The organism is Agromyces sp. NPDC058484, assembly GCF_042720415.1.
Lineage (GTDB): Bacteria > Actinomycetota > Actinomycetes > Actinomycetales > Microbacteriaceae > Agromyces.
Map to the genome: position 1 here is coordinate 97,739 of NZ_JBHXMP010000008.1, position 24,253 is coordinate 121,991.

At 70.3% G+C, this 24,253-nt stretch carries 25 protein-coding genes; 21 read left to right on the top strand and 4 right to left on the bottom strand.

Going from position 1 to position 24,253, the window contains the following annotated elements; genetic code table 11:
• Positions 1-2: 2 nt before the first annotated feature.
• Positions 3-1,226, top strand: a complete 1,224-nt coding sequence (gene hemW, locus ACFWN7_RS08600) for a radical SAM family heme chaperone HemW (RefSeq protein ID WP_376938389.1) — start codon at positions 3-5, stop codon at positions 1,224-1,226.
• A 13-nt stretch (positions 1,227-1,239) separates the two neighbouring features.
• On the opposite strand, the gene ACFWN7_RS08605 is transcribed toward hemW, so the two are convergent.
• Positions 1,240-1,623, bottom strand: coding sequence for a DUF4870 domain-containing protein (locus ACFWN7_RS08605; RefSeq protein ID WP_376938390.1), 384 nt, complete (start codon positions 1,621-1,623; stop codon positions 1,240-1,242).
• A 118-nt stretch (positions 1,624-1,741) separates the two neighbouring features.
• Entirely contained in the window at positions 1,742-2,149 is a 408-nt protein-coding gene (locus ACFWN7_RS08610) for a DUF4870 domain-containing protein (RefSeq protein ID WP_376938392.1), read from the bottom strand.
• Between the two features lie 191 nt (positions 2,150-2,340).
• Here ACFWN7_RS08610 and hrcA point away from each other — a divergent pair, with 191 nt between their 5' ends.
• From hrcA to leuA, 13 genes are all read left to right on the top strand, one after another.
• Positions 2,341-3,363: a heat-inducible transcriptional repressor HrcA gene (hrcA, locus tag ACFWN7_RS08615; RefSeq protein WP_376938393.1), complete on the top strand. Its 1,023-nt coding sequence runs from the start codon at positions 2,341-2,343 to the stop codon at positions 3,361-3,363.
• A gap of 56 nt (positions 3,364-3,419) precedes the next feature.
• Complete coding sequence (gene dnaJ / locus ACFWN7_RS08620; RefSeq protein ID WP_376938394.1) at positions 3,420-4,517, top strand: molecular chaperone DnaJ; 1,098 nt, start codon at positions 3,420-3,422, stop codon at positions 4,515-4,517.
• A 12-nt stretch (positions 4,518-4,529) separates the two neighbouring features.
• A complete protein-coding gene (locus tag ACFWN7_RS08625) occupies positions 4,530-5,264 on the top strand; it encodes a 16S rRNA (uracil(1498)-N(3))-methyltransferase (protein WP_376938395.1) in 735 nt (244 codons plus the stop codon).
• A gap of 24 nt (positions 5,265-5,288) precedes the next feature.
• Complete coding sequence (locus ACFWN7_RS08630; protein WP_376938396.1) at positions 5,289-5,648, top strand: HIT domain-containing protein; 360 nt, start codon at positions 5,289-5,291, stop codon at positions 5,646-5,648.
• A 73-nt stretch (positions 5,649-5,721) separates the two neighbouring features.
• Entirely contained in the window at positions 5,722-6,741 is a 1,020-nt protein-coding gene (locus tag ACFWN7_RS08635; RefSeq protein ID WP_376938450.1) for a PhoH family protein, read from the top strand.
• Complete coding sequence (ybeY, locus tag ACFWN7_RS08640; RefSeq protein WP_376938397.1) at positions 6,738-7,199, top strand: rRNA maturation RNase YbeY; 462 nt, start codon at positions 6,738-6,740, stop codon at positions 7,197-7,199. Before ACFWN7_RS08635 ends, ybeY begins: the two co-directional genes overlap by 4 nt.
• 2 nt (positions 7,200-7,201) lie before the next feature.
• Positions 7,202-8,518, top strand: a complete 1,317-nt coding sequence (locus ACFWN7_RS08645; RefSeq protein WP_376938398.1) for a hemolysin family protein — start codon at positions 7,202-7,204, stop codon at positions 8,516-8,518.
• Entirely contained in the window at positions 8,511-9,404 is an 894-nt protein-coding gene (era, locus tag ACFWN7_RS08650) for a GTPase Era (RefSeq protein WP_376938399.1), read from the top strand. Before ACFWN7_RS08645 ends, era begins: the two co-directional genes overlap by 8 nt.
• 179 nt (positions 9,405-9,583) lie before the next feature.
• On the top strand, positions 9,584-10,777 hold the full coding sequence (locus tag ACFWN7_RS08655) for a sensor histidine kinase (protein WP_376938400.1): 1,194 nt from the start codon (positions 9,584-9,586) through the stop codon (positions 10,775-10,777).
• On the top strand, positions 10,774-11,442 hold the full coding sequence (locus ACFWN7_RS08660; RefSeq protein WP_376938401.1) for a response regulator: 669 nt from the start codon (positions 10,774-10,776) through the stop codon (positions 11,440-11,442). Before ACFWN7_RS08655 ends, ACFWN7_RS08660 begins: the two co-directional genes overlap by 4 nt.
• An 86-nt stretch (positions 11,443-11,528) precedes the next feature.
• Entirely contained in the window at positions 11,529-12,290 is a 762-nt protein-coding gene (locus ACFWN7_RS08665; protein WP_376938402.1) for an ABC transporter ATP-binding protein, read from the top strand.
• Positions 12,287-13,684 carry an FtsX-like permease family protein gene (locus ACFWN7_RS08670; protein WP_376938403.1) on the top strand — a complete coding sequence of 466 codons (1,398 nt, stop codon included), beginning with the start codon at positions 12,287-12,289 and terminating at the stop codon, positions 13,682-13,684. Before ACFWN7_RS08665 ends, ACFWN7_RS08670 begins: the two co-directional genes overlap by 4 nt.
• A 216-nt stretch (positions 13,685-13,900) precedes the next feature.
• The gene (gene leuA, locus ACFWN7_RS08675; RefSeq protein WP_376938404.1) at positions 13,901-15,682 is read left to right on the top strand and encodes a 2-isopropylmalate synthase; all 1,782 of its coding nucleotides are present in this window, start codon (positions 13,901-13,903) and stop codon (positions 15,680-15,682) included.
• Between the two features lie 119 nt (positions 15,683-15,801).
• Here the strand turns inward: leuA and ACFWN7_RS08680 are convergent, their stop codons facing one another.
• The gene (locus tag ACFWN7_RS08680; protein ID WP_376938405.1) at positions 15,802-16,461 is read right to left on the bottom strand and encodes a trimeric intracellular cation channel family protein; all 660 of its coding nucleotides are present in this window, start codon (positions 16,459-16,461) and stop codon (positions 15,802-15,804) included.
• A gap of 90 nt (positions 16,462-16,551) precedes the next feature.
• Here ACFWN7_RS08680 and recO point away from each other — a divergent pair, with 90 nt between their 5' ends.
• The 4 genes from recO (at position 16,552) to ACFWN7_RS08700 (ending at position 19,050) form a co-directional block, all read left to right on the top strand.
• A complete protein-coding gene (recO, locus tag ACFWN7_RS08685; RefSeq protein WP_376938406.1) occupies positions 16,552-17,289 on the top strand; it encodes a DNA repair protein RecO in 738 nt (245 codons plus the stop codon).
• Positions 17,286-18,092 (top strand): isoprenyl transferase, encoded by an 807-nt coding sequence (locus tag ACFWN7_RS08690; RefSeq protein WP_376938407.1) that lies wholly within the window; start codon positions 17,286-17,288, stop codon positions 18,090-18,092. The genes recO and ACFWN7_RS08690 overlap by 4 nt, the downstream gene beginning before the upstream one ends.
• Positions 18,093-18,265: 173 nt before the next feature.
• Positions 18,266-18,931 (top strand): DsbA family protein, encoded by a 666-nt coding sequence (locus tag ACFWN7_RS08695; protein ID WP_376938408.1) that lies wholly within the window; start codon positions 18,266-18,268, stop codon positions 18,929-18,931.
• A complete protein-coding gene (locus tag ACFWN7_RS08700; RefSeq protein ID WP_376938409.1) occupies positions 18,928-19,050 on the top strand; it encodes a hypothetical protein in 123 nt (40 codons plus the stop codon). Before ACFWN7_RS08695 ends, ACFWN7_RS08700 begins: the two co-directional genes overlap by 4 nt.
• Before the next feature lie 3 nt (positions 19,051-19,053).
• On the opposite strand, the gene ACFWN7_RS08705 is transcribed toward ACFWN7_RS08700, so the two are convergent.
• On the bottom strand, positions 19,054-19,536 hold the full coding sequence (locus ACFWN7_RS08705; RefSeq protein WP_376938451.1) for an aminoacyl-tRNA deacylase: 483 nt from the start codon (positions 19,534-19,536) through the stop codon (positions 19,054-19,056).
• Between the two features lie 92 nt (positions 19,537-19,628).
• Between ACFWN7_RS08705 and dusB the strand changes: the two genes are divergently transcribed.
• The 3 genes from dusB (at position 19,629) to dnaG (ending at position 24,109) form a co-directional block, all read left to right on the top strand.
• A complete protein-coding gene (gene dusB / locus ACFWN7_RS08710; protein WP_376938410.1) occupies positions 19,629-20,804 on the top strand; it encodes a tRNA dihydrouridine synthase DusB in 1,176 nt (391 codons plus the stop codon).
• Position 20,805: 1 nt separating this feature from the next.
• Positions 20,806-22,062: a deoxyguanosinetriphosphate triphosphohydrolase gene (locus ACFWN7_RS08715; protein WP_376938411.1), complete on the top strand. Its 1,257-nt coding sequence runs from the start codon at positions 20,806-20,808 to the stop codon at positions 22,060-22,062.
• Between the two features lie 142 nt (positions 22,063-22,204).
• Entirely contained in the window at positions 22,205-24,109 is a 1,905-nt protein-coding gene (gene dnaG / locus ACFWN7_RS08720) for a DNA primase (protein ID WP_376938412.1), read from the top strand.
• The last annotated feature ends 144 nt before the right edge of the window (positions 24,110-24,253 follow it).

Sequence of the window (24,253 nt, forward strand, 5' to 3'; positions counted from 1 at the left end):
GCGTGGCATCCGCCCTTCCGCTCGGCGAGCCCGCCCCGCTCGACGGCCTGCTGCCGGCCTCGGCCGCGATCGGCGCGAACGACCGGGCCTTCGGTGTGTACGTGCACGTCCCCTTCTGCCGGGTTCGTTGCGGATACTGCGACTTCAACACCTACACGGCGAGCGAGCTCCGCGGCGCCCGCCAGGTCGACTACGCCGACCACGTGATCGCAGAGATCCGGATGTCGCGGCGCGCGCTCGAGGCATCCGGCGTGCCCGACCGCCCCGCCGCGACCGCCTTCTTCGGCGGCGGCACTCCCACGCTGCTGCCCGCCGATGACCTCGTGCGCATGCTCGGCGCGGTGCGCGACGAGTTCGGCCTGGCGCCGGGCGCAGAGGTGACCACCGAGGCGAACCCCGACTCGGTCGGCCCCGACGACCTCGCCCGGCTCGCGGACGGCGGCTTCACGCGGGTCTCGTTCGGAATGCAGTCGGCGGTGCCGCACGTGCTCGCCGCGCTCGACCGCACGCATGATCCCGCCCGCGTTCCGCTCGTCGTGCGCTGGGCGCGCGACGCCGGGCTCGACGTGAGCCTCGACCTCATCTACGGCACGCCGGGGGAGTCGCTCGGCGACTGGCGACGCAGCCTGGAGTCGGCGATCGCCGAGCGGCCCGACCATCTCAGCGCGTACGCGCTCATCGTGGAGCAGGGTACGAAGCTCGCACGGCAGATCCGCCGCGGCGAGCTCGCCGAGCCGAGCGACGACCTCGAGGCCGACATGTACGAGCTCGCCGACGAGCTGCTCGCGGGAGCCGGCTTCGAGTGGTACGAGGTGAGCAATTGGGCGACGGATGCCTCGCACCGCTCACGGCACAACCTCGGGTACTGGCGCGGCGACGACTGGTGGGGCGTGGGGCCCGGTGCGCACAGCCATGTCGGCGGCACCCGGTGGTGGAACGCGAAGCATCCGGCCGCCTACGCCGAGCGCGTGAACGCGGGACTGTCGCCGGCGGTCGGGCGCGAGGTGCTCGACCCGCCGGCGCGCGACACCGAGCGAGTGCTGCTGCTCGCCAGGATCCGGGAGGGGATCGACATCCCGTCGCTGCCCGCCGGCGGGCGTCACGCCGTGGCGGGGCTGATCGCCGACGGCCTCGTCGACGCGAAAGCCGCCCTCGCCGGTGTGCTGACGCTCACCAGACGAGGGCGGCTGCTCGCGGACGCCGTGGTCAGGCGCCTGCTCGAGTGATCGGGACCTGTGCCTAGCTCACGAACTTGATCGCGAGGGGGTAGGTGTAGGGCTGGCCCTGGTTCGCCTTCACCGCGGCGATGATGCTGAACACGATGACGACGATGCCGATCGCGATGGTGAGAAGCCAGCCGATGACGATGAGCCAGAGGATGTAGCTGATCACGTAGGCGATCGCCATCGTGATCTGGAAGTTCAGCGCCGTCGCGGTGTGTTCGCGCACGAAGGGGCCCTTGTCCTTCAGGATCAGATACCCGATGAGGGCCGGGATGAAACTGAAGAAGATGCCGCCGATGTGCACCAACGTGGCCCAGAGCTTCTCGTCGTTCGGGCTGAGCGAAGGGCTCTGCTGGTAGGGGTTCTGGGGCGGCGGGGGAGGCGGCGGCGTGTCGGACATGGGATCTCCTTGTTCGGGCTCGTCCTCTCGGCCGAGACTCGGTCGAACTCATGCTGGCACAGCAACGCCCGCCACGGGAGTATGACGCTCCCACGGCGGGCGAAACGATGCCGGCCGGCTACTTGATGAGCCGGATCGCGAACGGGTACCGGTAGTGCCTGCCGTCCTTGGCCTGGAGGAACGCGATGATCGAGAAGACCACGCCGAGGATCCAGACGGCCCACATCAGGAGTGCGCCGATGAAGACGACGATGAGGACCGCCGAGATGAGGTAGCCGAAGATCAGTGTGATCTGGAAGTTCAGCGCCTCCTTGGCCTCGGTGTCGGTGAACGAGCCGCGGTCCTTGAAGACGAGCCAGATGATGAGCGAGGGCAGGAAGCCGAGCACGCCGCCGAGGTGGGCGAACGAGCCCCACTGCACGTCCTGCTCGGGTGACAGGGGAGCTGCGGCTGCCGGCTGCGGTGCGCTCGGCTGCTGGGCCGGGGGAATGCTCGGATCGGCCGGCTGGGCGTCGGGGTCGGTCATTGCGTGCCTCTCAGGGGGTTTCGGAGGGGTGAACCGCGACTTCGCGACAGGGGGATCGCAGCCAGTGTGACTCGCGGGGTACCCATACGGTATCGCCGGGCGTCGACGGGTGGCAACGGCCGGGTTCGCAGGATGTCGCGATAGGATTGGCACTCAGTCAGATCGAGTGCTAAGGAGTGGAAGCGAGGGCCATGGTCTCCGAACGCAGTCTCGCCGTGCTCCGGGCGATCGTGCAGGACTACGTCGCGTCCCGCGAACCGGTGGGCTCGAAGACGATCGTCGAGCGCCACGCGTTCGGCGTGTCCGCCGCGACCATCCGCAACGACATGGCCCTTCTCGAAGAGGAGGAGCTCATCGCGGCTCCGCACACCTCCTCGGGGCGCATCCCCACCGACAAGGGGTATCGCGTCTTCGTCGACCAGCTCACCGACATCCGACCGCTCAGCCAGGCGCAACGGCAGGCCATCGAGACGTTCCTCGGCGAATCGAGCGACCTCGACGAGCTGCTCGCACGCACGGTGCGGCTCATCGCACAGCTCACGAAGCAGCTCGCCGTGGTGCAGTACCCGAGCTTCGGCAGCGCGCGCGTGCGCCATGTCGAGCTCGTCTCGCTCGCCCCCGATCGCGCGCTCTGCGTGCTCATCGCCGACTCGGGGCAGGTCGAGCAGCGCCTCGTCGAACTCGAGCAGCCCGTCGACGACGAGACGCTGGGTGCGCTGCGCGGGCGGCTCAACGAGATCGCCGGCGGTCGCACGATGGCGGATGCCGCCGAGGCGCTGTCGGGCGAGATCGGAAGCGTCGACCGCCGACATGCCGCCGTACTGCACACCCTCGCGGTGACCCTCGCCGAGCAGGCCCGGGTGCAGCGCCAAGACCGCCTCGTCGTCGCGGGCGCCGCCAACCTCGTTCGTGACGAGCTGGACTTCGCCGGCTCCATCCTCGGCGTCATCGAGGCGATCGAGGAGCAGGTCGTGCTGCTGAGGCTGTTCGGCGAGATGGCCACCGACGAGCACGCCGTCGCGGTTCGCATCGGGCGCGAGAACGCGTCGTTCGGCCTCGGCGAGACGTCGGTGGTGTCGAGCGCCTTCGAGATCCCCGGTCGTGACGTCTCTCGGCTCGGCATCGTGGGCCCCACCCGCATGGACTACTCAACCAGCATGGCGGCCGTCCGCGCCGTCGCCCGTTACCTCTCCCGCACGCTCGGCGAGAGCTGAACTCCGCCGCCCGTCGACTCCGACCGGCATCCGGCAATCGAAAGGACATGCCCTCCGTGGCCGACCATTACGAGGTCCTCGGCGTCGCGCGCGACGCCACCCCCGACGAGATCAAGAAGGCGTACCGCCGGCTCGCCCGCGAGCTCCACCCCGACGTCAACCCGGGCGCCGAGGCATCCGAGCGATTCAAGCAGGTCACGCACGCGTACGACGTGCTCTCCGACCCGAAGCAGCGCCAGCAGTACGATCTCGGCGGCCAGGGCGGGTTCGGCGGCCAGGGCTTCGGCGGGTTCGGCGACATCTTCGAGACGTTCTTCGGGGCGGGCCAGCAGACGCGTGGTCCGCGTTCGCGTCGCGAGCGCGGCCAGGACGCGCTCATCCGCGTGGAGGTGGGGCTCGACGAGGTGATCTTCGGCACCCACCGCGACATCGAGGTCGACACCGCGATCACCTGTCAGACCTGCCACGGCTCATGCTGCCAGCCGGGCACGTCGCCCGTGACGTGCGACATCTGCGGCGGCACCGGTTCGATCCAGCGTTCAGTGCGGTCGCTGCTCGGCAACGTGATGACCTCGAGCCCATGCGGCACGTGCCGCGGCTACGGCACGATCATCGCGACCCCGTGCGTGACCTGCCAGGGGCAGGGCCGCATCCGTGCCCGGCGCACGGTGCCGGTCGACATCCCCGCGGGCGTCGACACCGGCCTGCGGCTGCAGATGCCGGGCTCCGGCGAGGCGGGCCCCGCGGGCGGCCCCAACGGCGACCTCTACCTCGAGATCAAGGTTCGCAGTCACGACGTCTTCAGCCGCAACGGCGACGACCTGCTCTGCACCCTCGAGGTCGCGATGACCGACGCGATCCTCGGCGCCACCACCACGATCCCGGCGCTCGACGGCGACGTCGAACTCGAGCTGAGGGCGGGGCTGCAGAGCGGCGAGGTGCTCACCGTGAAGGACCGTGGCGTCACGAGGCTCCGCGGCACCGGGCGCGGCGACCTGAAGGTCGGCGTGCAGGTGGTGACGCCGACCAAGCTGTCGTCGAAGGAACGCGACCTCATGCAGCAGTTCGCCGCGTCGAAGAAGGCGCCCGCGCCTGAGCTCACGCACTTCCAGCAGGGACTCTTCGCACGCCTTCGCGACCGTTTCCTCGGGTAGGCGGATGCCGCGATGAGCCACCTCTACCTCGACGAGTCGCTCGACCTCGCCCGCGTCGCGCCGGGAGAGACGATCGCCCTGTCGGGTGACGAGGCGCGCCATGCCGTGACGGTCGCGCGGGTTCGCGTCGGAGAGCGGATCGCGATCGGCGACGGGCGCGGCACGATGGTGCACGGCTCGGTCACGTCGACCGGCACTCGTGAGCTCACCCTCGAGGCCGGCGAGGTGATCGTCGAGGAGGCCTCGTCGCCGCGCATCACGCTCGTGCAGGCACTCGCGAAGGGTGATCGCGACGAGCTCGCGGTGCAAGCAGCGACCGAGCTCGGCGTCGACGCCATCGTGCCGTGGGCTGCGGCGCGGTCGGTCTCGCGCTGGGAGGGACCGAAGGCCGAGAAGGGCCGGCAGCGCTGGGCGGCGATCGTGCGCGAGGCCGTGAAGCAGTCGCTCCGCTCCTGGCTTCCGCCGGTCGGGCCGGTCTCCGCGACCGCGGGCTTGCCTGCCGCACTCGAGGGGTGCCGGATGCTGCTGCTCGAGCCGACGGCAGCGCTGGCGCTCACCGACATCCGGCCCGACGGCCGTGACCTCGCGCTCGTCGTCGGGCCCGAGGGAGGCATCGCGCCCGCCGAGCTCGAGCGCCTCGTGGCCGCCGGCGCCGAACCCGTGCGGCTCGGGGCATCCGTGCTCCGCACCTCGACCGCCGGCCCTGCCGCCATCGCCGTGCTGAACGCCGCGCTCGGGCGTTGGTGAGGCATCCGTCGCTACGATGGGAAGATGACCGAACAGGCCGCCGAACCGACCGTCTTCGAACGGATCGCCGCGCGTGAGATCCCCGCGAAGATCGTCGCCGAGACCGACCGGGTGATCGCGTTCCACGATGTGGCACCGAAAGCACCCGTGCACGTCGTGGTCACCACCAAGCGCGGCGACTACCGCGACGTCGTCGAGCTCGCACAGGGCGATCCGGCGCTGCTCGCCGAACTGGTCGCCGTGGCCCGCGGCATCGCCGACGACCTCTCCGACGGCGACTTCCGCCTCGTGTTCAACACCGGCGGCGGCGCCGGGCAGACCGTGTTCCACGTGCACGCCCACCTCCTCGCGGGCGGCCTCGAGGAGGGATCGCTTGCCGGCTGATCCGCAGAGTGACGAGACGAGCGCACGGCACGTGCGTGATGACGAAGAGCGGCTGAGCGTCGACGGCATCGCCATGGTGCGCCTCCTCGGCCCGCAGGATCGCCTGCTCACGTCGATCCAGCGCGAGTATCCCGGCGTCGAGGTGCACGTGCGTGGCAACGAGATCGCCATTCGAGGCGAGGTCGAGGAGCGTATCCGCGTGCGCCGCCTCATCGAAGAACTCCTGGAACTCGTGCGCAACGGCCAGGACCCGACGCCCACCGAAGTGAGGAGCTCGGCCCGCATGCTCGAAGCCGACCCGAATGCCAAGCCGTCCGAACTGCTCGGGCAGGTGATCGTCTCGGCCAGGGGCAAGACGATCAGGCCCAAGACCGAGGGGCAGCGCGGCTACGTCGACGCCATCGACGAGCACACGATCGTCTTCGGCATCGGGCCGGCAGGCACGGGCAAGACCTACCTCGCCATGGCGAAGGCCGTGCAGGCGCTGCAGCGCAAGGAGGTGAGCCGCATCATCCTCACGCGCCCCGCCGTCGAGGCGGGCGAGCGGCTCGGATTCCTCCCAGGAACGCTCACCGACAAGATCGACCCCTACCTGCGGCCGCTCTACGACGCGCTCAACGAGATGATGGACCCCGACATGGTGCCGAAGCTCCTCGCCTCGGGCACCGTCGAGGTCGCCCCGCTGGCGTATATGCGCGGAAGGACCTTGAATGACTCGTTCGTCGTGCTCGACGAGGCGCAGAACACCACGCCCGAGCAGATCAAGATGTTCCTCACCCGACTCGGATTCGGCTCGAAGATGGTCGTGACCGGCGACATCACGCAGATCGACCTGCCCGGCGGAGCGAGCGGGCTCCGGCTCGTGACCCGAATCCTCGACCATGTCGACGACATCGAGTTCGTGCGGCTCACGAGCGACGACGTCGTGCGGCACACCCTGGTCGCCCGCATCGTCGACGCCTACACCGAGTACGAGCAGCGCCAGCAGGCCCAGCGTTTCGAGCGCGACCAGGCGCGCGAGTTCGCGAACCGCGCCGAACGCCGCCGCGGCAACGCGCCGCGCGACCACCTGCCGAGGAAGGGCAAGTCGTGAGCATCGAGGTCAACAACGAGTCCGCGATCGAGGTCGACGAAGCGGCGCTGCAGCGGCTCGCCGTGTACGCGCTCGACGCGATGCACGTGCATCCCGACGCCGAACTCGCGATCGTGCTCGTCGACGAGGGCGCCATGGAACAGCTCCATGTGCAGTGGATGGACGAGCCCGGCCCCACCGACGTGCTGAGCTTCCCCATGGATGAGCTCCGGCCCGGCACCGAAGACCAGCCCACGCCGCCAGGGCTCCTCGGCGACGTCGTGCTCTGCCCGCAGGTGGCGGAGGCGCAGGCGCGCACCGCGGGGCATCCGCTCATCGACGAACTGCAGCTGCTCACGACCCACGGCATCCTGCACCTCCTGGGCTTCGATCACACCGAGCCCGCCGAGGAGAAGGAGATGTTCGGCATCCAGCGCGACCTGCTCGTGGGGTTCGCGATGCAGGAGCGACGCCGCTGACCATGCAGCCCTGGCTCTTCATCGGAGCGGCATTCGTGCTCGTCGCGTTCGGCGGCCTCATGGCCGCCGTCGACGCGGCGATCGGCGTGACGAGCCGAGCGGATGTCACCGAGCTCGCGCTCGGCTCGCGTGCGCGCCGCTCGCTCCTCGCGATCGCCGACGACACCGGCGCGCACGTGAACGCCGTCAACTTCATGCGCATCATCGCGGAGACCACGGCGGCGGTGCTCGTGACCCTCGCCTTCGCGAGCTTCCTCGACAACGTCTGGCTCGTGCTGCTCTACGCGGCGCTCATCATGACCGCCGTCTCGTTCGTGCTCGTGGGCGCGAGCCCTCGGAGCGTCGGCCATGCCAACGCCGAGACGGTGCTGCGGCTGGCGGCGCCCCTCGTGCACTTCCTGCGGGTGCTCCTCGGGCCCCTCGCGAATGCGCTCGTCGCGCTCGGCAACCGGGTGACCCCGGGCCGCATCAGGTTCGCCGGCGTGGCGAGCGAGGAGCAGCTGCTCAGCATGGTCGACGAGGCCACCGAGCTCGACGTGCTCGAGGAGGGCGACCGCGAGCTGATCCACTCGATCTTCGAGTTCAGCGACACGGTGGTGCGGGAGGTGATGGTGCCCCGCACCGACATGATCACGATCGACGCGACGGCGCACCTGCCGCAGGCGATGGCGCTGTTCCTGAAGGCGGGGTACTCGCGCATCCCCGTGATCGAGCACGACGCCGACGACGTCACCGGCATCCTCTACCTCCGCGACCTCGCGCGCCTCAGCTTCGAGCAGCCCCTCGGCGCCGAGCGCCTCACCGTCGGCGAGCTCGTGCGACCGGCGGTGTTCGTTCCCGAGTCGATGAAGGCCGACGCGCTGCTGCGCCAGATGCAGCTCGAGTCGAACCACCTCGCGATGGTCGTCGACGAGTACGGCGGCGTCGCAGGACTCGTGACGCTCGAGGACCTCATCGAGGAGCTCGTCGGCGATATCTCCGACGAGTACGACCGTGAGGCGGCACACGTCGAAGACCTGGGCGACGGCCGGTTCCGCGTGAACGCGCGCCTGCCCGTCGACGAGCTCGGCGAGCTGTTCGGCCTCGACCTCGAAGACGAAGACGTCGACTCCGCCGGCGGACTGCTCGCGAAGGAGCTCGGCCATCTCCCGCTCCCCGGCGAGCAGGTGACCGTCTCCGGGCTGATCCTCGAGGCCGAACGCACCGAAGGCCGGCGCAAGCGCATCTCGACGATCCTCGTCGAGCGCGACCAGGCGCTCATCGACGTCCAGTCGGCGTTCGACACGGGCGAGACCGAAGGAAGGAACCACCGTGGCTGAGTACCGTGCCGGGTTCGTCTCGATCGTCGGGCGCCCGAACGTCGGCAAGTCGACCCTCACGAATGCCCTCGTCGGCGAGAAGGTGGCGATCACGAGCTCGAAGCCGCAGACGACGCGTCGCGCCATCCGGGGCATCGTGCACCGCGAGCACGGACAGCTGATCCTCGTCGACACACCGGGACTGCACCGCCCGCGCACCCTGCTCGGCGAACGGCTCAACACGCTCGTGCAGTCCACCCTCGGCGACGTCGACGTGATCGCGTTCTGCGTGCCCGCGAACGAGGCGATCGGCCCGGGCGACCGGTTCATCAACGAGCAGCTCGACCAGTATCCGCGGGCGAAGAAGGTCGCGATCGTGACGAAGACGGATGCCGCGGGCAAGACGCGCATCGCCGAGCAGCTGCTCGCCGTCTCCGAGCTGCGCGAGTGGGCGGCGATCATCCCGGTGTCGGCGCCGCGCGGCGAGCAGCTCGACGTGCTCGTCGACGAGCTGCTCGCACTCATGCCCGCCTCGGAGCATCCGCTCTATCCGGCCGAGACCTCGACCGACGAAGACGTGACCGAGCGCATCGCCGAGCTCATCCGAGAGGCGGCGCTCGAGGGCGTCTCCGACGAGCTGCCGCACTCGATCGCGGTCACCGTCGACGACCTGATCGAGCGCGACGACAAGGATCTGCTCGAGATCTACGCCAACCTCTTCGTCGAGCGCGACAGCCAGAAGGGCATCATCATCGGCAAGGGCGGCACCCGGTTGCGCGACGTGGGCTCGACCGCGCGCGCCCAGATCGAGGCGCTGCTCGGCCGCAAGGTGCACCTCGCCCTGCACGTGAAGGTCGCGAAGGACTGGCAGCGCGACCCGAAGCAGCTCGGTCGGCTCGGGTTCTGATCGAACCGGCTCCTCGCGGCTCACGCATCGGCGACCGGCGTGAGGTTCGAGATCACGACGACGGCGTTGTTCGTCTGCGGCGGCATCCGTCGGCATCCGTCGGCGGCGCGCGTACGACTCGAGGATGATTCCGCCCGCCCGGGCGCTCGTCGGCAGCCGGCACCGGGTACCGTGGATCGGTGATCACGACGACCCCGGGCCGCGGCAGGATGACGACCGACGTCGTGCTCGCCGGCCTGTTCGCGGTCTTCTGCCTCCCGTTCGCCTGGCTCGGCGGCGCGCCCGACCTCGTCGTGCTCGTGGTGTTCGCCGGCGCCCTCGCGGTGCGGAGGCTCATGCCGGCATGGTCGCTCGGCATCGCCTGGGGCGCCGCGATCCTGCAGATGTCGATGCTTCGCGACCTCCAGCTGTACGACGCGGCCGTGCTCGGCGTGCTCTACTCGGCCGCCGCGCACGGCGGTCGCATCGTCAAGTGGCTCGGGCTCGCGTCGGCCGGCGCCGGTGCGATCCTCGCCACCGGGTATCTCGCGCTCGTGAAGCCGCTCTTCGACGGGGCGACGCCCTTCGGCGACGATGTCTGGAGCACGCTGCTCATCGCCGGCTTCCTGTTCGTCGCATCCATCGCCGTGCTGGTGCTCGCGTGGACCGCGGGCCTGCTCATGCGGTCGGTGCGCGACACCCGTGAGGTGCGCCGTCGTGAGGAGGTCGCGAACCGCGAGCGCGCCCTCGTCGAATACCGCTACGCCGTCGAACAGGAGCGCAACCGCATCGCCCGCGACATGCACGACGTCGTCGCACACTCCCTCGCCGTGGTCATCGCGCAGGCCGACGGAGCCAGGTTCGCCGCACGCACCCGGCCCGAGTCGGCGGTCAGCGCGCTCGAGACGATCTCGGGCGTCGCCCGCGGCGCGCTCGGCGATGTGCGTCTGCTACTCGCCGAGCTCCGGCACCACGAGGGCGACTCGCCCCAGCCGGCGCTCGACGATCTCGGCGGGCTCATCGACCAGGTGCGCGACGCGGGTCTCGACGTCCGGTTCGCCGAGACCGGCGAGCGCCTGCAGCTCGGCACCGGGCACCAGATCGCCGTGTACCGCATCGCCCAGGAGGGCCTGACGAACGCGCTCCGACACGGCGACACGTCGTGCCCGGTCGATCTGCGCCTGGGCTGGGACGCCGACGGCGTCGACCTCCAGATGATCAATGCCATGCGAGCGGATGCCGCGACCGGCGAGTCCCACGGCATCCGCCACGGCATCCCGGGCATGCGCGAGCGCGCCCAGCTCGCGGGTGGACGCCTCACCGCCGAGACCGGCGACGACGGGATGTTCCGTCTGCGCGCACACATCCCCGCCGAGCCGGCAAGGACGATATGAGCGTCATCCGCGTTGCCCTCGTCGACGACCAGGCCCTGTTCCGCGCCGGTGTGCGCATGCTCGTCGAGTCGCAGCCCGACCTTGCCGTGGCGGGCGAGGCCGGCGACGGCGTCGCCGCGGTGGAGCTCGCACGGCGGCGTCCCGACGTCATGCTCATGGACGTGCGGATGCCGCGGGCCGACGGCATCGTCGCGACCGAGCACATCCTCGCCGAGGCCGACGCCGTGGGCCGCACGCCGCCGCGGATCCTGGTGCTCACGACGTTCGACCTCGACGAGAACGCCGCGCGTGCGATCCGCGCGGGCGCGAGCGGGTTCGTGCTGAAGGACGCCGACCCCGAGTTCCTGCTCGCCGCGATCCGCACGGTGCACCAGGGGAACCAGGTGATCGCCGCGACGGCGACGCGGGAGCTGTTCGCCCATGTGGGCCGGGCGAGTGGGCGTCGACCGGCGCCCCCAGCGTGGTCGGAGCTCACCCCGCGCGAGCGCGAGATCTTCGGGCTCGCGGCGCGCGGCCTCTCGAACTCCGAGATCGCGGCATCCGAATACCTCTCCGAAGCCACGGTCAAGACCCACGTGAGCCGGATCCTCTCGAAGCTCCGCCTTCGAGACCGCGTTCAGCTCGTCGTCTTCGCCTACGAGCACGACCTGCCGCTGGCCGAGTAGCGCGATGCCGCGTCATCCCAGAGGATGACGGCGGACCATCCGTTCGCCGGATGCCCGGGCCCCGAGGCATCCGTAGCGTCGAAGGCATGCAGATCCAACCCTCCGACCTCGGTCTCATCGCCCGCGTCACGGCCCTCGGCAAGCGCTACGGGCACGGCTCCAGCGCCGTCACGGCGCTCGACGACGTCTCGCTCGGCCTTCGCCGCGGCGAGTTCACCGCCATCATGGGCCCGTCCGGCTCGGGCAAGTCCACCCTCATGCACATCATGGCGGGCCTCGACTCGCCGACGGCGGGTCGTGTCTGGCTCGGCGACACCGACATCACCGATCTCTCCGACTCCGCCCTCACCGTGCTGCGGCGACGCCGGATCGGGTTCGTGTTCCAGTCGTTCAACCTCGTGCCGACCCTCGACGTGATGGGAAACGTGCTGCTGCCGTTCGAGCTCGACGGGCGTCGCCCGAGTCGCGACGAGCAGGCGTGGATCGACGAACTCGTCGAGACCCTCGGCCTCGGCGCGCGACTGCGCCACCGCCCGCACGAACTCTCGGGCGGGCAGCAGCAGCGCGTGGCCATCGCACGGGCGCTCGCGACACGCCCCGACCTCGTCTTCGCCGACGAACCGACCGGCAACCTCGACTCCCGCACGGGGAGGGAGGTGCTCGGCCTCCTCGCAAACGCGAGTGCGAACGCCGGCCAGTCGATCGCCATGGTCACACACGACCCGATCGCCGCGAGTCATGCCGACCGCATCCTGTTCCTCGCCGACGGGCGCATCGTGCGCGACGCCGGCCGTTCCAGCCCCGAGGAGATCTCATCGTTCATGCTCGGCATGGAGGCGGCGGCGTGAACGGCCGGATGCGCGACCAGGCGCCGACGCTGCTGGTCGCGACCCTCGCCGCGGCGTTCGGCGTCGCGCTCCTGCAGGTGACCGGAATCCTCGCGGCCGTGTTCACCGAGAACGACGTCACCGGATCGAGCGGCACCGTGCGTCTCATGCTCGGCATCGTCGCGAGTGTCTTCATCACGATCGCCGTGTACGTGAGCGCCGTGGTCACGGCCAACACCGTCGCGACGATCGTCGCCGGGCGCACCCGGCACATCGCGTTGCTGCGCCTCATCGGGTCGAGCGCGCGCGCCCAGCGGGGGGCGATCGCGCGCGAGGGCCTCGCGATCGGCGCGATCGGCGCGGTGCTCGGCGGTGTGCTCGGCTCGGGTGCGGCATGGGTGCTCGGTGAGATCGGTGTCGCGCAGGGCGTCATCCCGCCCGTCGAGCGCTCCCTGCTCGACCCGGTCGTGCTGCTGCCGATGGGCGCGGTCGTCGTCACGACCTGGCTCGCGGCGTGGACGGGGTCGCGCCGGGTGCTCGCCGTGCGTCCCGTGCAGGCGCTCGGCAACTCGGCCGAGGCCGACCTCGACGAAGTCTCCTCGCGCGTCGGACGCGCCGTCGCGGGATGGGTGTTCGTCATTCTCGGAACGCTGCTGCTCGTGCTCGGCGTGCTCGTCGGGCTGGTGCGGCCCGAGGGCGTGCTCATCGGCCTGGTCGGCGGCATCCTGTCGTTCACCGGCATCGTGCTCGCGGCGCACCGCGTGATGCCGCCCGTGTTGCGTGCCGTCGGCGGGGTGTTCGGCGCTCGTCCCGCCGAGCGGCTCGCCGCCGAGAACGCCGTGCGCCACCCTGAGCGGTCGGCACGAATGACGATCGGCATCGTGATCGGGGTGACGCTCGTCACGACGTTCGCCGTGACCATGGAGTCGTATCGCACGATGCTCGCAGCCGCCTTCGCCGATCAGCCCGAGCTCGCGCGCGAGGTCGGGCCGATGATCGACGGGACGGTCGCGGTGTTCTCGGCGCTCATCGGCTTCAGCGCCGTGATCGCCGCCGTGGGGCTCGTGAACACGCTGTCGATCAGCGTCATGCAGCGCACCCGCGAGCTCGGCCTGCTGCGCGCGCTCGGCTTCGACCGCCGGCAGATCCGCACGATGGTGCTCGTCGAGGCCGCGGCGCTCACCGTCGCCGCGACCGCCACCGGGCTCGCGCTCGGCATCGTCTACGGGTGGGCCGGGGCGCAGTCCATGCTCGGATCCGTCGGCGCTTCGCCGTCGATCGTGGCGCCGTCGATTCCGTGGCCGATCATCGCGATCGTGGTCGCGGCTGCGGCACTGCTCACGCTCGTCGCATCCGTCGCACCGATGCGTCGCGCCGCGCGCGTGTCGCCGGTCGTCGCCCTCGCGGTGGAGTAGCCACGCCGACACCCGACGACGAGCGGATGCCGCAGCCACGCGGCATCCGCTCGTTCTCGTATTGGATGCGCCCCTTTCGCGCGGGCGATGCTAGCCTTATCAGGTGCTTCGCGGCCTGCTTCTCCTTACCTGCCGCAGCGAGTCCTAGTTCACAGGCCTCCCTCGCTGCGGAGTTCGTCGTCGGCTGAAACCCTCGAGAAGCGAGAAGAGCACCCAATGCAGAACCAGCAGAAGCCGTCTCCGATGCCCGTGCATCGGTACCGTCCGTTCCACGAGCAGATCCGCGTCGACCTGCCAGACCGCACGTGGCCGTCGATGCGCATCGAGAAGGCGCCGCGCTGGTGCGCCGTCGACCTGCGCGACGGCAACCAGGCCCTCATCGACCCGATGAGCCCCGAGCGCAAGCGCATCATGTTCGACCTGCTCGTGCGCATGGGCTACAAGGAGATCGAGGTCGGATTCCCGAGCGCCAGCCAGACCGACTTCGACTTCGTGCGCAGCCTCATCGACGGGGGCGCGATCCCCGACGACGTCACCATCCAGGTGCTCACGCAGGCGCGCGACCATCTCATCGAGCGCACCTACGAGTCGATCGCAGGCGCCAAGCAGGCGATCGTGCACCTCTACAACTCCACGAGCGTGCTGCAGCGCGAGGTCGTGTTCCGCACCGACAAGCAGGGCATCATCGACATCGCCCTGCACGGCGCGCGAAAGTGCCGCGAGATGGAGGCGACCGTTCCCGGCACCACCGTCTACTACGAGTACTCGCCCGAGAGCTACACCGGCACCGAGCTCGAGTTCGCGGTCGACGTCTGCAACCAGGTGATCGAGGTCTTCGAGCCCACGCCCGAGCGCAAGGTCATCGTCAACCTGCCTGCGACGGTGGAGATGGCCACGCCGAACGTCTACGCCGACTCGATCGAGTGGATGAGCCGGCACCTGCTGCACCGCGAGAACGTCATCCTGTCGCTGCACCCGCACAACGATCGCGGCACGGCGATCGCGGCGGCCGAGCTCGGCTACATGGCCGGTGCCGACCGCATCGAGGGTTGCCTCTTCGGCAACGGCGAGCGCACCGGCAACGTCGACCTGGTGGCGCTCGGCATCAACCTGTTCACGCAGGGCATCGACCCGCAGATCGACTTCTCCGACGTCGACGAGGTCAAGCGCACTGCGGAGTACTGCAATCAGCTGCGGGTCGGCGAGCGCAGTCCGTGGGCCGGCGACCTGGTCTACACCGCCTTCAGCGGCTCGCACCAGGACGCCATCAAGAAGGGCTTCGAGGCCATGGATGCCGAGGCCGGGCGCCGTGGCATCCCGGTCGACCAGCTGCACTGGGCCGTGCCGTACCTGCCGGTCGACCCCAAGGATCTGGGCCGCAGCTACGAGGCCGTCATCAGGGTCAATTCGCAGTCGGGCAAGGGTGGGGTCGCCTACCTGCTGAAGACCGACCACGCGCTCGACCTGCCGCGCAAGCTGCAGATCGAGTTCTCGGGCGTCGTGCAGGCCAAGACCGACGCCGAGGGCGGGGAGGTCACGAGCGACGAGATCTGGCGTGTCTTCACCGACGAGTACCTGCCGGCGCCCGCCGACCGGCCCGACGAGAAGTGGGGACGGTTCGAGCTGCTGTCGCTGCGCACCGCGAGCGAGCTCACGGGCGAGGTGCGCGTGCGCGTCGGCCTGCGCGACGGCGACGAGCGCGTCGAGGCCGATGCGAGCGGCAACGGACCGATCTCCGCGTTCCTGGCGGTGCTCGGCGCCGAGGGCGTCGATGTGAAGCTGCGCGACTACGTGGAGCACACGCTGGCGGCGAGCGGCGACTCGCAGGCGGCGGCGTACGTGGAGCTCGAGGTCGGCGGCCGGGTGCTGTGGGGCGTGGGCATCGACGCCGATATCTCCACCGCGTCGCTGAAGGCCGTGGTGTCCGCCGTGAACCGCGCCCTGCGCGTCACGGCAGCCGCGGAGCCCGAGCTCGCGACCGCGACCGTCACCGTCTGACGGCGTCGGGTGCCGCACGCCGCGCGTGTGCGAGCGGCATCCGTCCCGGCGACCTCACCCTCATCGAGTTGCCCGATTCTGCACACAGTTGGGCAACTCGGTGAGGGTGGATGGTGCGATCAGGCGCGCCGCCACACCTTCCAGCTGCCGAGCGCCCGCTGTTCGGGCAGGCTCCAGCCGAACCGCACCGAGCCCAGGCGGATGAGCGTCGTGACGATCACGCACACCGTGCCGGCGACGACGATGTTCACGTCGAACGCGACCAGCACGACGAGCAGCACCGTGCCGGCGGTGGCCGCGACGGCGTAGAGCGACCCCACGTGCATCAGCGCGATCGGCAGGTTCAGCGCCACGTCGCGGATCATCGAGCCGCCCACCGCCGAGAGCACTCCGACGAACACCGCGGGCACGACGGGCACCCCGAAGGCGAGCGCCTTCGACGTGCCGATCGCTCCGAACAGCCCGATCGTCACCGCGTCGAGCGCGATGATGAGGCCGTTGAGCCGGGCGAAGACGCGCAGCAGCAGCATCCCGAGCAGGGCCGCCGCGGTCGCGACGGGCAGGTACCAGTTGTCGGAGATGGCCGCCGGGAGCTGGTTCAACAGCAGGTCTCGCATGAGACCGCCGCCGAGCCCGACGATGACGCCGATGAGCGCGACCCCGAGCAGGTCGATGCGCCGCTCGGTGAGGCGGGCCGCGAACATGGCGCCCTGGATGGCGCCGATGGCGACGGCGGTGAGGTCGAGCCAGAGGGGGATGACGAAGAGCGCGGATGCCACGGCACCAGTGAACCACCTCGTCGTCGGGGCGCGGGCCGCGACATCCGCCAGTCCCGGTCGACGCGGCCGAGCGAGGTGGGATGATGAAGGGTGCCCGTCTACCGAGATGAAGCCGTCGTGCTGCGCACCCACAAGCTGGGCGAGGCCGACCGCATCGTCACGCTCCTCACGAGGCGGCACGGAAAGGTGCGCGCGGTCGCGAAGGGGGTGCGGCGAACCGGCTCGAAGTTCGGCGCCAGGCTCGAGCCGTTCATGGTCGCCGACCTGCAGCTCTACGAGGGCCGAAGCCTTGACGTCGTGACCCAGGCCGAGTCGCTCGGCTCGTACGGCGCCGAGATCACGCAGGACTACGCGTCGTACACGGCTGCGAACGCGATGGTCGAGGCGGCCGACAAGCTCACCGAGGCCGAAGGCTCCCTCCAGCAGTACCTGCTGCTCGTCGGCGCGCTCCGTTCCCTCGCGCGAGCCGAGCACGGCGCGAGCCTCACGCTCGACTCCTACCTGTTGCGCTCGCTCGCGCTGGCCGGGTGGGCGCCGAGCTTCCAGGACTGCGCGCGCTGCGGCAAGGCCGGCGAGCACACCGCGGTGGTCGTGCAGCTCGGCGGCGTGGTCTGCGACGACGACGCCCCGCCCGGCACGCCGCGCATCGCGCCGTCGACGGTGGCGCTGCTCGGCGCGCTGCTCGCGGGCGACTGGGCGTTCGCAGAGGCATCCGCTCAGGTCGATCGCAACCAGGCGAGCGGCATCATCGCTGCCTACGCGCAGTGGCATCTCGAACGCGGCCTGCGATCGCTGCTCCACGTCTCGAGAGAAACGGCGACTCCGTGACCCCGAAGCCCTACACGCATCGCGACGCCGTGCCCTACCGGCCGATCGACTGGACCGGACTGTACCCGCCCGAGCTGCCGAAGGGCGCCGTGCCGAACCACGTCGCGATCGTGATGGACGGCAACGGCCGGTGGGCGAACCGCCGCGGGCTCACGCGCATCGAGGGCCACAAGGCGGGGGAGGCGGCGCTGCTCGACGTGGTCGCGGGCGCGATCCAGGCGGGCGTGAAACATCTCTCGGTCTACGCGTTCTCGACCGAGAACTGGAAGCGGTCGCCCGACGAGGTGCGCTTCCTCATGGGCTACAACCGCGACGTGCTGCACCGCCGCCGCGACCAGCTCAACGAGTGGGGCGTGCGCATCCGGTGGGCGGGACGAACGCCGCGCCTCTGGAAGTCCGTCATCGAGGAACTCCAGTACGCCGAGCGGCTGACCGCGGGTAACGACGTGCTCACGCTCACGATGTGCGTGAACTACGGCGGCCGCAACGAGATCGTCGACGCCGTGCGCACGATCGCCGACGATGTGGCATCCGGTCGCCTCAGGCCGTCGGCGGTGTCGGAGAAGCTCATCGCGAAGCGGCTCTACGTGTCGGAGCTGCCAGACGTCGACCTCTTCGTGCGCAGCTCGGGGGAGCAGCGCACCTCGAACTTCCTGCTCTGGCAGTCGGCATATGCCGAGATGGTGTTCCTCGACACGCTCTGGCCCGACTTCTCGCGCACCGACCTCTGGCAGGCGATCGAGCTCTACGCGGGCCGCAACCGCCGCTTCGGTGGCGCGATCGACACGCCGACAGCGTCCTAGCGCGCCCAACCGTGTTCAGGGGCCCGCCGGTCGTTCGCCACCCTTCGAATCCCGGACTTTTGCGGGTTCACCCGCAGGAAACCGGGATTCGCGAGCTGGTGCTGGTATGGATCGACCGACCGGGGAGTACCCGCCCGGGAATACCGAGGCTGAAGCATCCGTTTGCATACATCGTGAGCGAACCCATCAAGATCGACATCTGGTCCGACATCGCCTGCCCCTGGTGCTACATCGGCAAGCGGCACCTCGAGGGCGGCCTCGCCGCACTCGGCGACGATGCGCCGGAGGTCGAGATCGAGTACCACTCGTTCGAGCTGGCGCCCGACACGCCGGTCGACTTCGAGGGGTCGGAGGTCGACTTCCTCGCCGGGCACAAGCGCATGCCGGCGGAGCGCGTGCAGCAGATGCTGCAGCACGTGACCGGCGTGGCCTCGAACGCCGGACTCGACTACGACTTCGACGCGCTCCAGCACACGAAGACGCTGAAGGCGCACGAGCTGCTGCACTTCGCGAAGGAGCAGGGACGCCAGCTCGAGCTCTCCGAGCGCCTCTTCCGCGCGTACTTCACCGAGGGCCGGCACGTGGGTCGCATCGATCAGCTCGTGGAGCTCGCCGCCGAGATCGGGATCGAAGCGGATGCCGCGCGCGAGGCGCTCGAGTCGGGCCGCTACGCCGAGGCGGTGCAGGCCGACATCGCCCAGGCCGGCGCCTACGGCATCAACGGCGTGCCGTTCTTCGTGTTCGACGGCAAGTACGGCGTGTCGGGCGCGCAGCCCGCCGAGGTGTTCGCCCAGGTACTCACCCAGGTCGCCGGCGAACGGGACGGGGCGGCAGCGTGAGCGAGGCCGACGAGATGACGGATGCCGCCGCGCCCGCGCCCTTCACGATGCTCCCGGGCGACGTGACCGCGCCGGTCTGCGACGGCGACGTGTGCGCCGTGCCGGAGGCGGCGGAGTAGGACCTACTCGGGGTCGCTGATGTCGGCGACGGTCGCGTCGAACGCCTCGATCAGCCGGTCGGCGACGACGAAGAGGCTGCGTCCGTGCTCGCCCGCACCCATCGAGACACGACGCCCGGCGATCGTGGCGTCGACGACCACGGGCCACTCCGTCGTCGAACCGAGCGGAGTGATCGTGCCACGCTCGTAGCCCGTCGCGGCGAGCGCGAGCGAGGCATCCGGCAGCTGCAGCTTGTTCACGCCGAGCAGCGCCCGGAGCTTCGGCCACGAGATCTTGCGCCCGCCGGGCACGAGGGCGAAGACGTAGGTGTCGTCGCTCCGCTTCACCACGAGCGACTTCACGATGTCGCCGGGCGTGATGCCCATCAGCTCGGCGGCCTCCTCGAGGCTTCGGGCAGCGGGGCGTTCGATGATCTCGATGTCCAGGCCGCGCGCCGCGGCATCCGCTCGCACCCGATCAGCGCCAGTGAGCCGGTCGCCCGCCATCTCGTCCTCCACACCTCGTCCTCGAAGGAATCCTAGGCGCGCACGCGCCCGGCGCGGCGAGCGCGGCCGGATCTCTGGGAGAATCGACGGTGATGTCCTCCACTTCCACGCTCCCCGCGGGCCCGCTCTCGATCGGCGGGATCGAACTCGATGTCCCCGTCGTGCTGGCCCCGATGGCCGGAATCACGAACACGGCGTTCCGGCGGCTGTGCCGCGAGTTCGGCGCGGGCCTCTACGTCTCCGAGATGATCACCTCGCGCGCGCTCGTCGAGCGCACGCCCGAGTCGATGCGGCTGATCACGCACCACGAGTCCGAGACGCCGCGGTCCATCCAGTTGTACGGCGTCGACCCGAAGACGGTGGCCGAGGCGGTCACGATGCTCGTCGCCGAAGACCGCGCCGACCACATCGACCTGAACTTCGGATGCCCCGTGCCGAAGGTCACCCGCAAGGGCGGGGGAGCGGCGCTGCCGTGGAAGCGCGAGCTGTTCCGCGGCATCGTCGAGGGCGCCGTGCGCGCCGCGGGCGACATCCCGCTCACCGTGAAGATGCGCAAGGGAATCGACGCCGATCACCTCACCTACCTCGAGGCCGGGCGCATCGCCGAGGGAGCGGGCGTGGCATCCGTCGCACTGCACGCGCGGACTGCGGCCGAGTTCTACTCCGGCGAGGCCGACTGGGCGGCCATCTCGAAGCTGAAAGAAACCGTCACGAGCGTGCCGGTGCTCGGCAACGGCGACATCTGGTCGGCCGACGACGCCCTGCGCATGGTCGCCGAGACCGGCTGCGACGGCGTCGTCGTAGGTCGCGGATGCCTCGGCCGGCCGTGGCTCTTCGGCGACCTCGCCGCGGCATTCCGCGGCGAGCCTTCGACAGGCTCAGGGACCAGCACGTTCGAGCCGAGCCTCGGCGAGGTCGCGCAGACGTTCCGGCGTCACGCGGAGCTCCTCACCGACTTCTTCGACAGCGAGGAGCGCGGATGCCGCGACATCCGAAAGCATGTCGCGTGGTACTTCAAGGGGTACCCGGTCGGCGGCGACCTGCGGGCCAGGCTCGCGACCGTGGAGTCGCTCGCGCAGCTCGACGACCTGCTCGGCACGCTCGACTGGTCGATGCCGTATCCCGGCGAGGGCGCCGAAGGCCCGCGCGGCCGGGCCGGCACTCCGAAGAACCCGGCATTGCCCGAGGGCTGGCTCGACTCGCAGGAGCTCGTCGGGCACGATCGCACCACCCTCGTCGACGCCGAACTCGACACGAGCGGCGGCTGACGTGCGCGATCGGCTCTTCGGCGGGTACGGCGAGGCCGACACCGAGCGCCGGCTGCCCGAGAAGCACACGTCACGGCGCAGCGACTTCGCCCGCGATCGGGCGCGGCTGCTGCACTCGAGCGCCCTCCGGCGGCTCGCGGCGAAGACGCAGGTGCTGAGTCCCACGGCGGGGCTCGACTTCGCCCGCAATCGGCTCACCCATTCGCTCGAGGTCGCGCAGGTCGGCCGGGAGCTCGCGGCGAGCCTCGGGCTCGATCCCGACGTGGTCGACACGGCGTGCCTCGCGCACGATCTCGGGCACCCGCCGTTCGGTCACAACGGCGAGCGCGCGCTCAACATCTGGGCTGCCGACATCGGCGGCTTCGAGGGCAACGCGCAGACCCTGCGCATCCTCACGCGGCTCGAGCCCAAGGTGCTGGGCGGCGACGGCCGCACCTACGGACTCAACCTCACCCGCGCGAGCCTCGACGCGAGCTGCAAGTACCCGTGGCCCGAGGCGACGTCGGTCGCCGACCCGAGCGGCCGCGCCAAGTTCGGGTTCTACCGCGACGACCTCGCCGTCTTCCGATGGATGCGGGCCGGCGCCCCCGAGCGTCGTCTCTGCATCGAGGCGCAGGTCATGGACCTCTCCGACGACATCGCCTACTCGGTGCACGACTTCGAAGACGCCATCGTGGGAGGCTACGTCGACGTCGCAGCGCTCGGCGCACGGGTCGACCATGACGCGCTCGTCTCCTCGATGTACGAATGGATCGGCGGCGCGATCACGCACGACGAGCTCATCGCCGCGTTCGACCGCCTCGACTCGCTCGACGGATGGATGGACTCGTGGAGCGGCAGCCGCCGCGAACAGGCACGACTGAAGAACCTCACGAGCCAGCTCATCGGTCGCTTCGCGCACGCCGCGACGGATGCGACGCGCTCGGCGTTCCCACTGGCGAGTCTCATCCGCTTCGACGCCGACGTCGTGGTGCCGCGCGAGATCCAGGCCGAGATCGCGGTGCTGAAGGGCATCGTCGCCGCGTTCGTCATGTCGAAGAACACGAGGCAGCCGATCTACGCGCAGCAGCGCGAGGTGATCACCCAGCTCGCCGAGGTGCTGCACGAGTCCGGCGAGCGGCATCTCGATCCCGGCTTCGCCGAGGACTGGAGAGCCGCGGGCGACGACGCGACCCGCAAGCGCGTCGTCGTCGACCAGGTCGCGAGCCTCACCGACCAGTCCGCCCTGGCGTGGCACGAGCGCCTGGTGCAGCGGTGACGACGGCCCGCTCGCTGAGCTCGACAGCCCGCTCGCTGAGCTCGACAGCCCGCTCGCTGAGCTCGACAGCCCGCTCGCTGAGCTCGTCGAAGCGGCCCTTCGGCAGGCTCAGGGACCGAATCCGAGAACTAGGATGAGAGCCATGGCGGGCCGCATTCGACAGAGCGATGTCGATGAGGTGAAGGCCCGCACCAACATCGCCGACATCGTCGGTGAACACGTGAGCCTCAAGTCGGCCGGCGTCGGCTCGATGAAGGGCCTCTGCCCCTTCCACGACGAGCGCAGCCCGAGCTTCAACGTGCGTCCCGCCGTCGGCTACTACCACTGCTTCGGTTGCGGCGAGTCGGGCGACGTGTACACGTTTCTCCAGCGCATGGACCACGTCTCGTTCACCGAGGCGGTCGAGCGCCTCGCCGGGCGCATAGGGTTCGAGCTCCACTACGAAGACGGCGGGCAGGCCTCCGACCACGGCAACCGGGCGCGACTCCTCGCGGCGAACCAGGCCGCGGCCGAGTTCTTCGTCGGGCGCCTCGGCTCGCCCGACGCCGAGATCGGCCGGCGTTTCCTCGGCGAGCGCGGATTCGATGCGGCCGCGGCGGCACGATTCGGCGTCGGCTTCGCGCCGAAGAGCTGGGACGCGCTCACGAACCACCTCGAGGGGCGTGGGTTCACGACCGAGGAGCTCGCGGCATCCGGCCTCGTCTCGCAGGGCGATCGCGGCGTGTACGACCGGTTCAGGGGCCGGCTCGTCTGGCCGATCCGCGACGTCACCGGTCAGACCGTCGGGTTCGGCGCCCGGCGACTCCTCGACGACGACACGGGACCGAAGTACCTGAACACCCCCGAGACGGCGATCTACCACAAGGCCCAGGTGCTCTACGGGCTCGACGTCGCCAAGCGCGACATCTCGAAGACCCATCGCGTGGTGGTGGTCGAGGGGTACACCGACGTCATGGCGTGCCACCTCGCCGGCGTGACCACGGCGATCGCGACGTGCGGCACCTCGTTCGGCGTCGAGCACATCAAGGTGCTGCGTCGCGTGCTCGGCGACGACTCCGGCGTGGGCGAGGTCGTGTTCACGTTCGACGGCGATGCCGCCGGCCAGCAGGCCGCAATGCGGGCGTTCGGCGAGGAGCACCGCTTCGCCGCGCAGACGTTCGTCGCCGTCGCACCCGACGGCCTCGACCCGTGCGACCTGCGGCTCGCGCGCGGAGACGCCGCCGTGCGATCGCTCGTCGAGACGCGCACACCGATGTTCGAGTTCGTCATCCGCACCTCGCTCGCCAGGTTCGACCTCGAGACGGTCGAGGGGCGGGTCGCGGCGTTGCGCTCCGCGGCACCGGTCGTCGCCGAGATCCGCGACCCGGCACTGCGCCCGGGCTACACGCGCGAGCTCGCGCGGATGCTGGGCATGGAGCTCGGCGAGGTCGCGCGAGCGGTGCGATCGGCGGCGGCACGGCCGAAGGTCTCGGGCGATCGCGGCACGCCGTCGTCGTCCGGCACGCACGCCGGCCCCGGGTCCGACGGCGGAAGGGGTGCGATCGAGGCGACCGGAGCGCATGCCCCGACGCGGCCGTTCTCCATCGCCGACCTGCCGAACGACCCGTCGACGCGGCTCGAGCGGGACGCCCTTCAGGCGATGCTCCAGTACCCCGACGCCATCGGCCCCGAATTGCTCCGTCATGCCGTCGACTGCCGGTTCGGCAATGGGTCGCTCGCCGTCGTGCGCGACGGCATCGCGTCCGTGCTGGCGTCGACCGACGCGGCGATCCGCATCGACCGCGTCGTCGAAGAGGTGCCCGCGCCGTTCGCCGGCGTCGTACATCAGCTCGCCGTCGCCCCCGTGCCGCAGCGCAGCGAGGCGGAGCTCGCCGCGTACGTCAAGGGCATCGTGGGCGCCCTCATCGACCGCGAGCTCCTGCGGCAGAAATCCGAGCTCCTCGGTCGACTGCAGCGCACCGATCGGGCCGATACGGCGACGTACGGCACCCTGCAGCGCGCCCTCGTCGAGCTCGAGACCGAGCGGCGTGCCCTGAGGGGCGATTGAGCGGCATCCGTCGCCCGCTGCTCCGTTTTGCGCGCATCGGTTGCGCCGAAGGTTGCAGATCGGTAAATATTCCTCCGTCCCGCCCATGCACCATGCAAGATTCGCGGGCCCGTGTGCTAGGTCTGGGGGATACGACAGCGCGGA

Bases quoted from the DNA above. Each gene is read 5' to 3' on its own strand.
- ACFWN7_RS08605 (WP_376938390.1), bottom strand. From the start codon at position 1,623: ATGTCCGACACGCCGCCGCCTCCCCCGCCGCCCCAGAACCCCTACCAG.
- ACFWN7_RS08610 (WP_376938392.1), bottom strand. From the start codon at position 2,149: ATGACCGACCCCGACGCCCAGCCGGCCGATCCGAGCATTCCCCCGGCC.
- hrcA (WP_376938393.1), top strand. From the start codon at position 2,341: ATGGTCTCCGAACGCAGTCTCGCCGTGCTCCGGGCGATCGTGCAGGAC.
- ACFWN7_RS08625 (WP_376938395.1), top strand. From the start codon at position 4,530: ATGAGCCACCTCTACCTCGACGAGTCGCTCGACCTCGCCCGCGTCGCG.
- ACFWN7_RS08630 (WP_376938396.1), top strand. From the start codon at position 5,289: ATGACCGAACAGGCCGCCGAACCGACCGTCTTCGAACGGATCGCCGCG.
- ACFWN7_RS08635 (WP_376938450.1), top strand. From the start codon at position 5,722: ATGGTGCGCCTCCTCGGCCCGCAGGATCGCCTGCTCACGTCGATCCAG.
- ACFWN7_RS08645 (WP_376938398.1), top strand. From the start codon at position 7,202: ATGCAGCCCTGGCTCTTCATCGGAGCGGCATTCGTGCTCGTCGCGTTC.
- ACFWN7_RS08660 (WP_376938401.1), top strand. From the start codon at position 10,774: ATGAGCGTCATCCGCGTTGCCCTCGTCGACGACCAGGCCCTGTTCCGC.
- ACFWN7_RS08665 (WP_376938402.1), top strand. From the start codon at position 11,529: ATGCAGATCCAACCCTCCGACCTCGGTCTCATCGCCCGCGTCACGGCC.
- leuA (WP_376938404.1), top strand. From the start codon at position 13,901: ATGCAGAACCAGCAGAAGCCGTCTCCGATGCCCGTGCATCGGTACCGT.
- ACFWN7_RS08705 (WP_376938451.1), bottom strand. From the start codon at position 19,536: ATGGCGGGCGACCGGCTCACTGGCGCTGATCGGGTGCGAGCGGATGCC.
- dusB (WP_376938410.1), top strand. From the start codon at position 19,629: ATGTCCTCCACTTCCACGCTCCCCGCGGGCCCGCTCTCGATCGGCGGG.
- dnaG (WP_376938412.1), top strand. From the start codon at position 22,205: ATGGCGGGCCGCATTCGACAGAGCGATGTCGATGAGGTGAAGGCCCGC.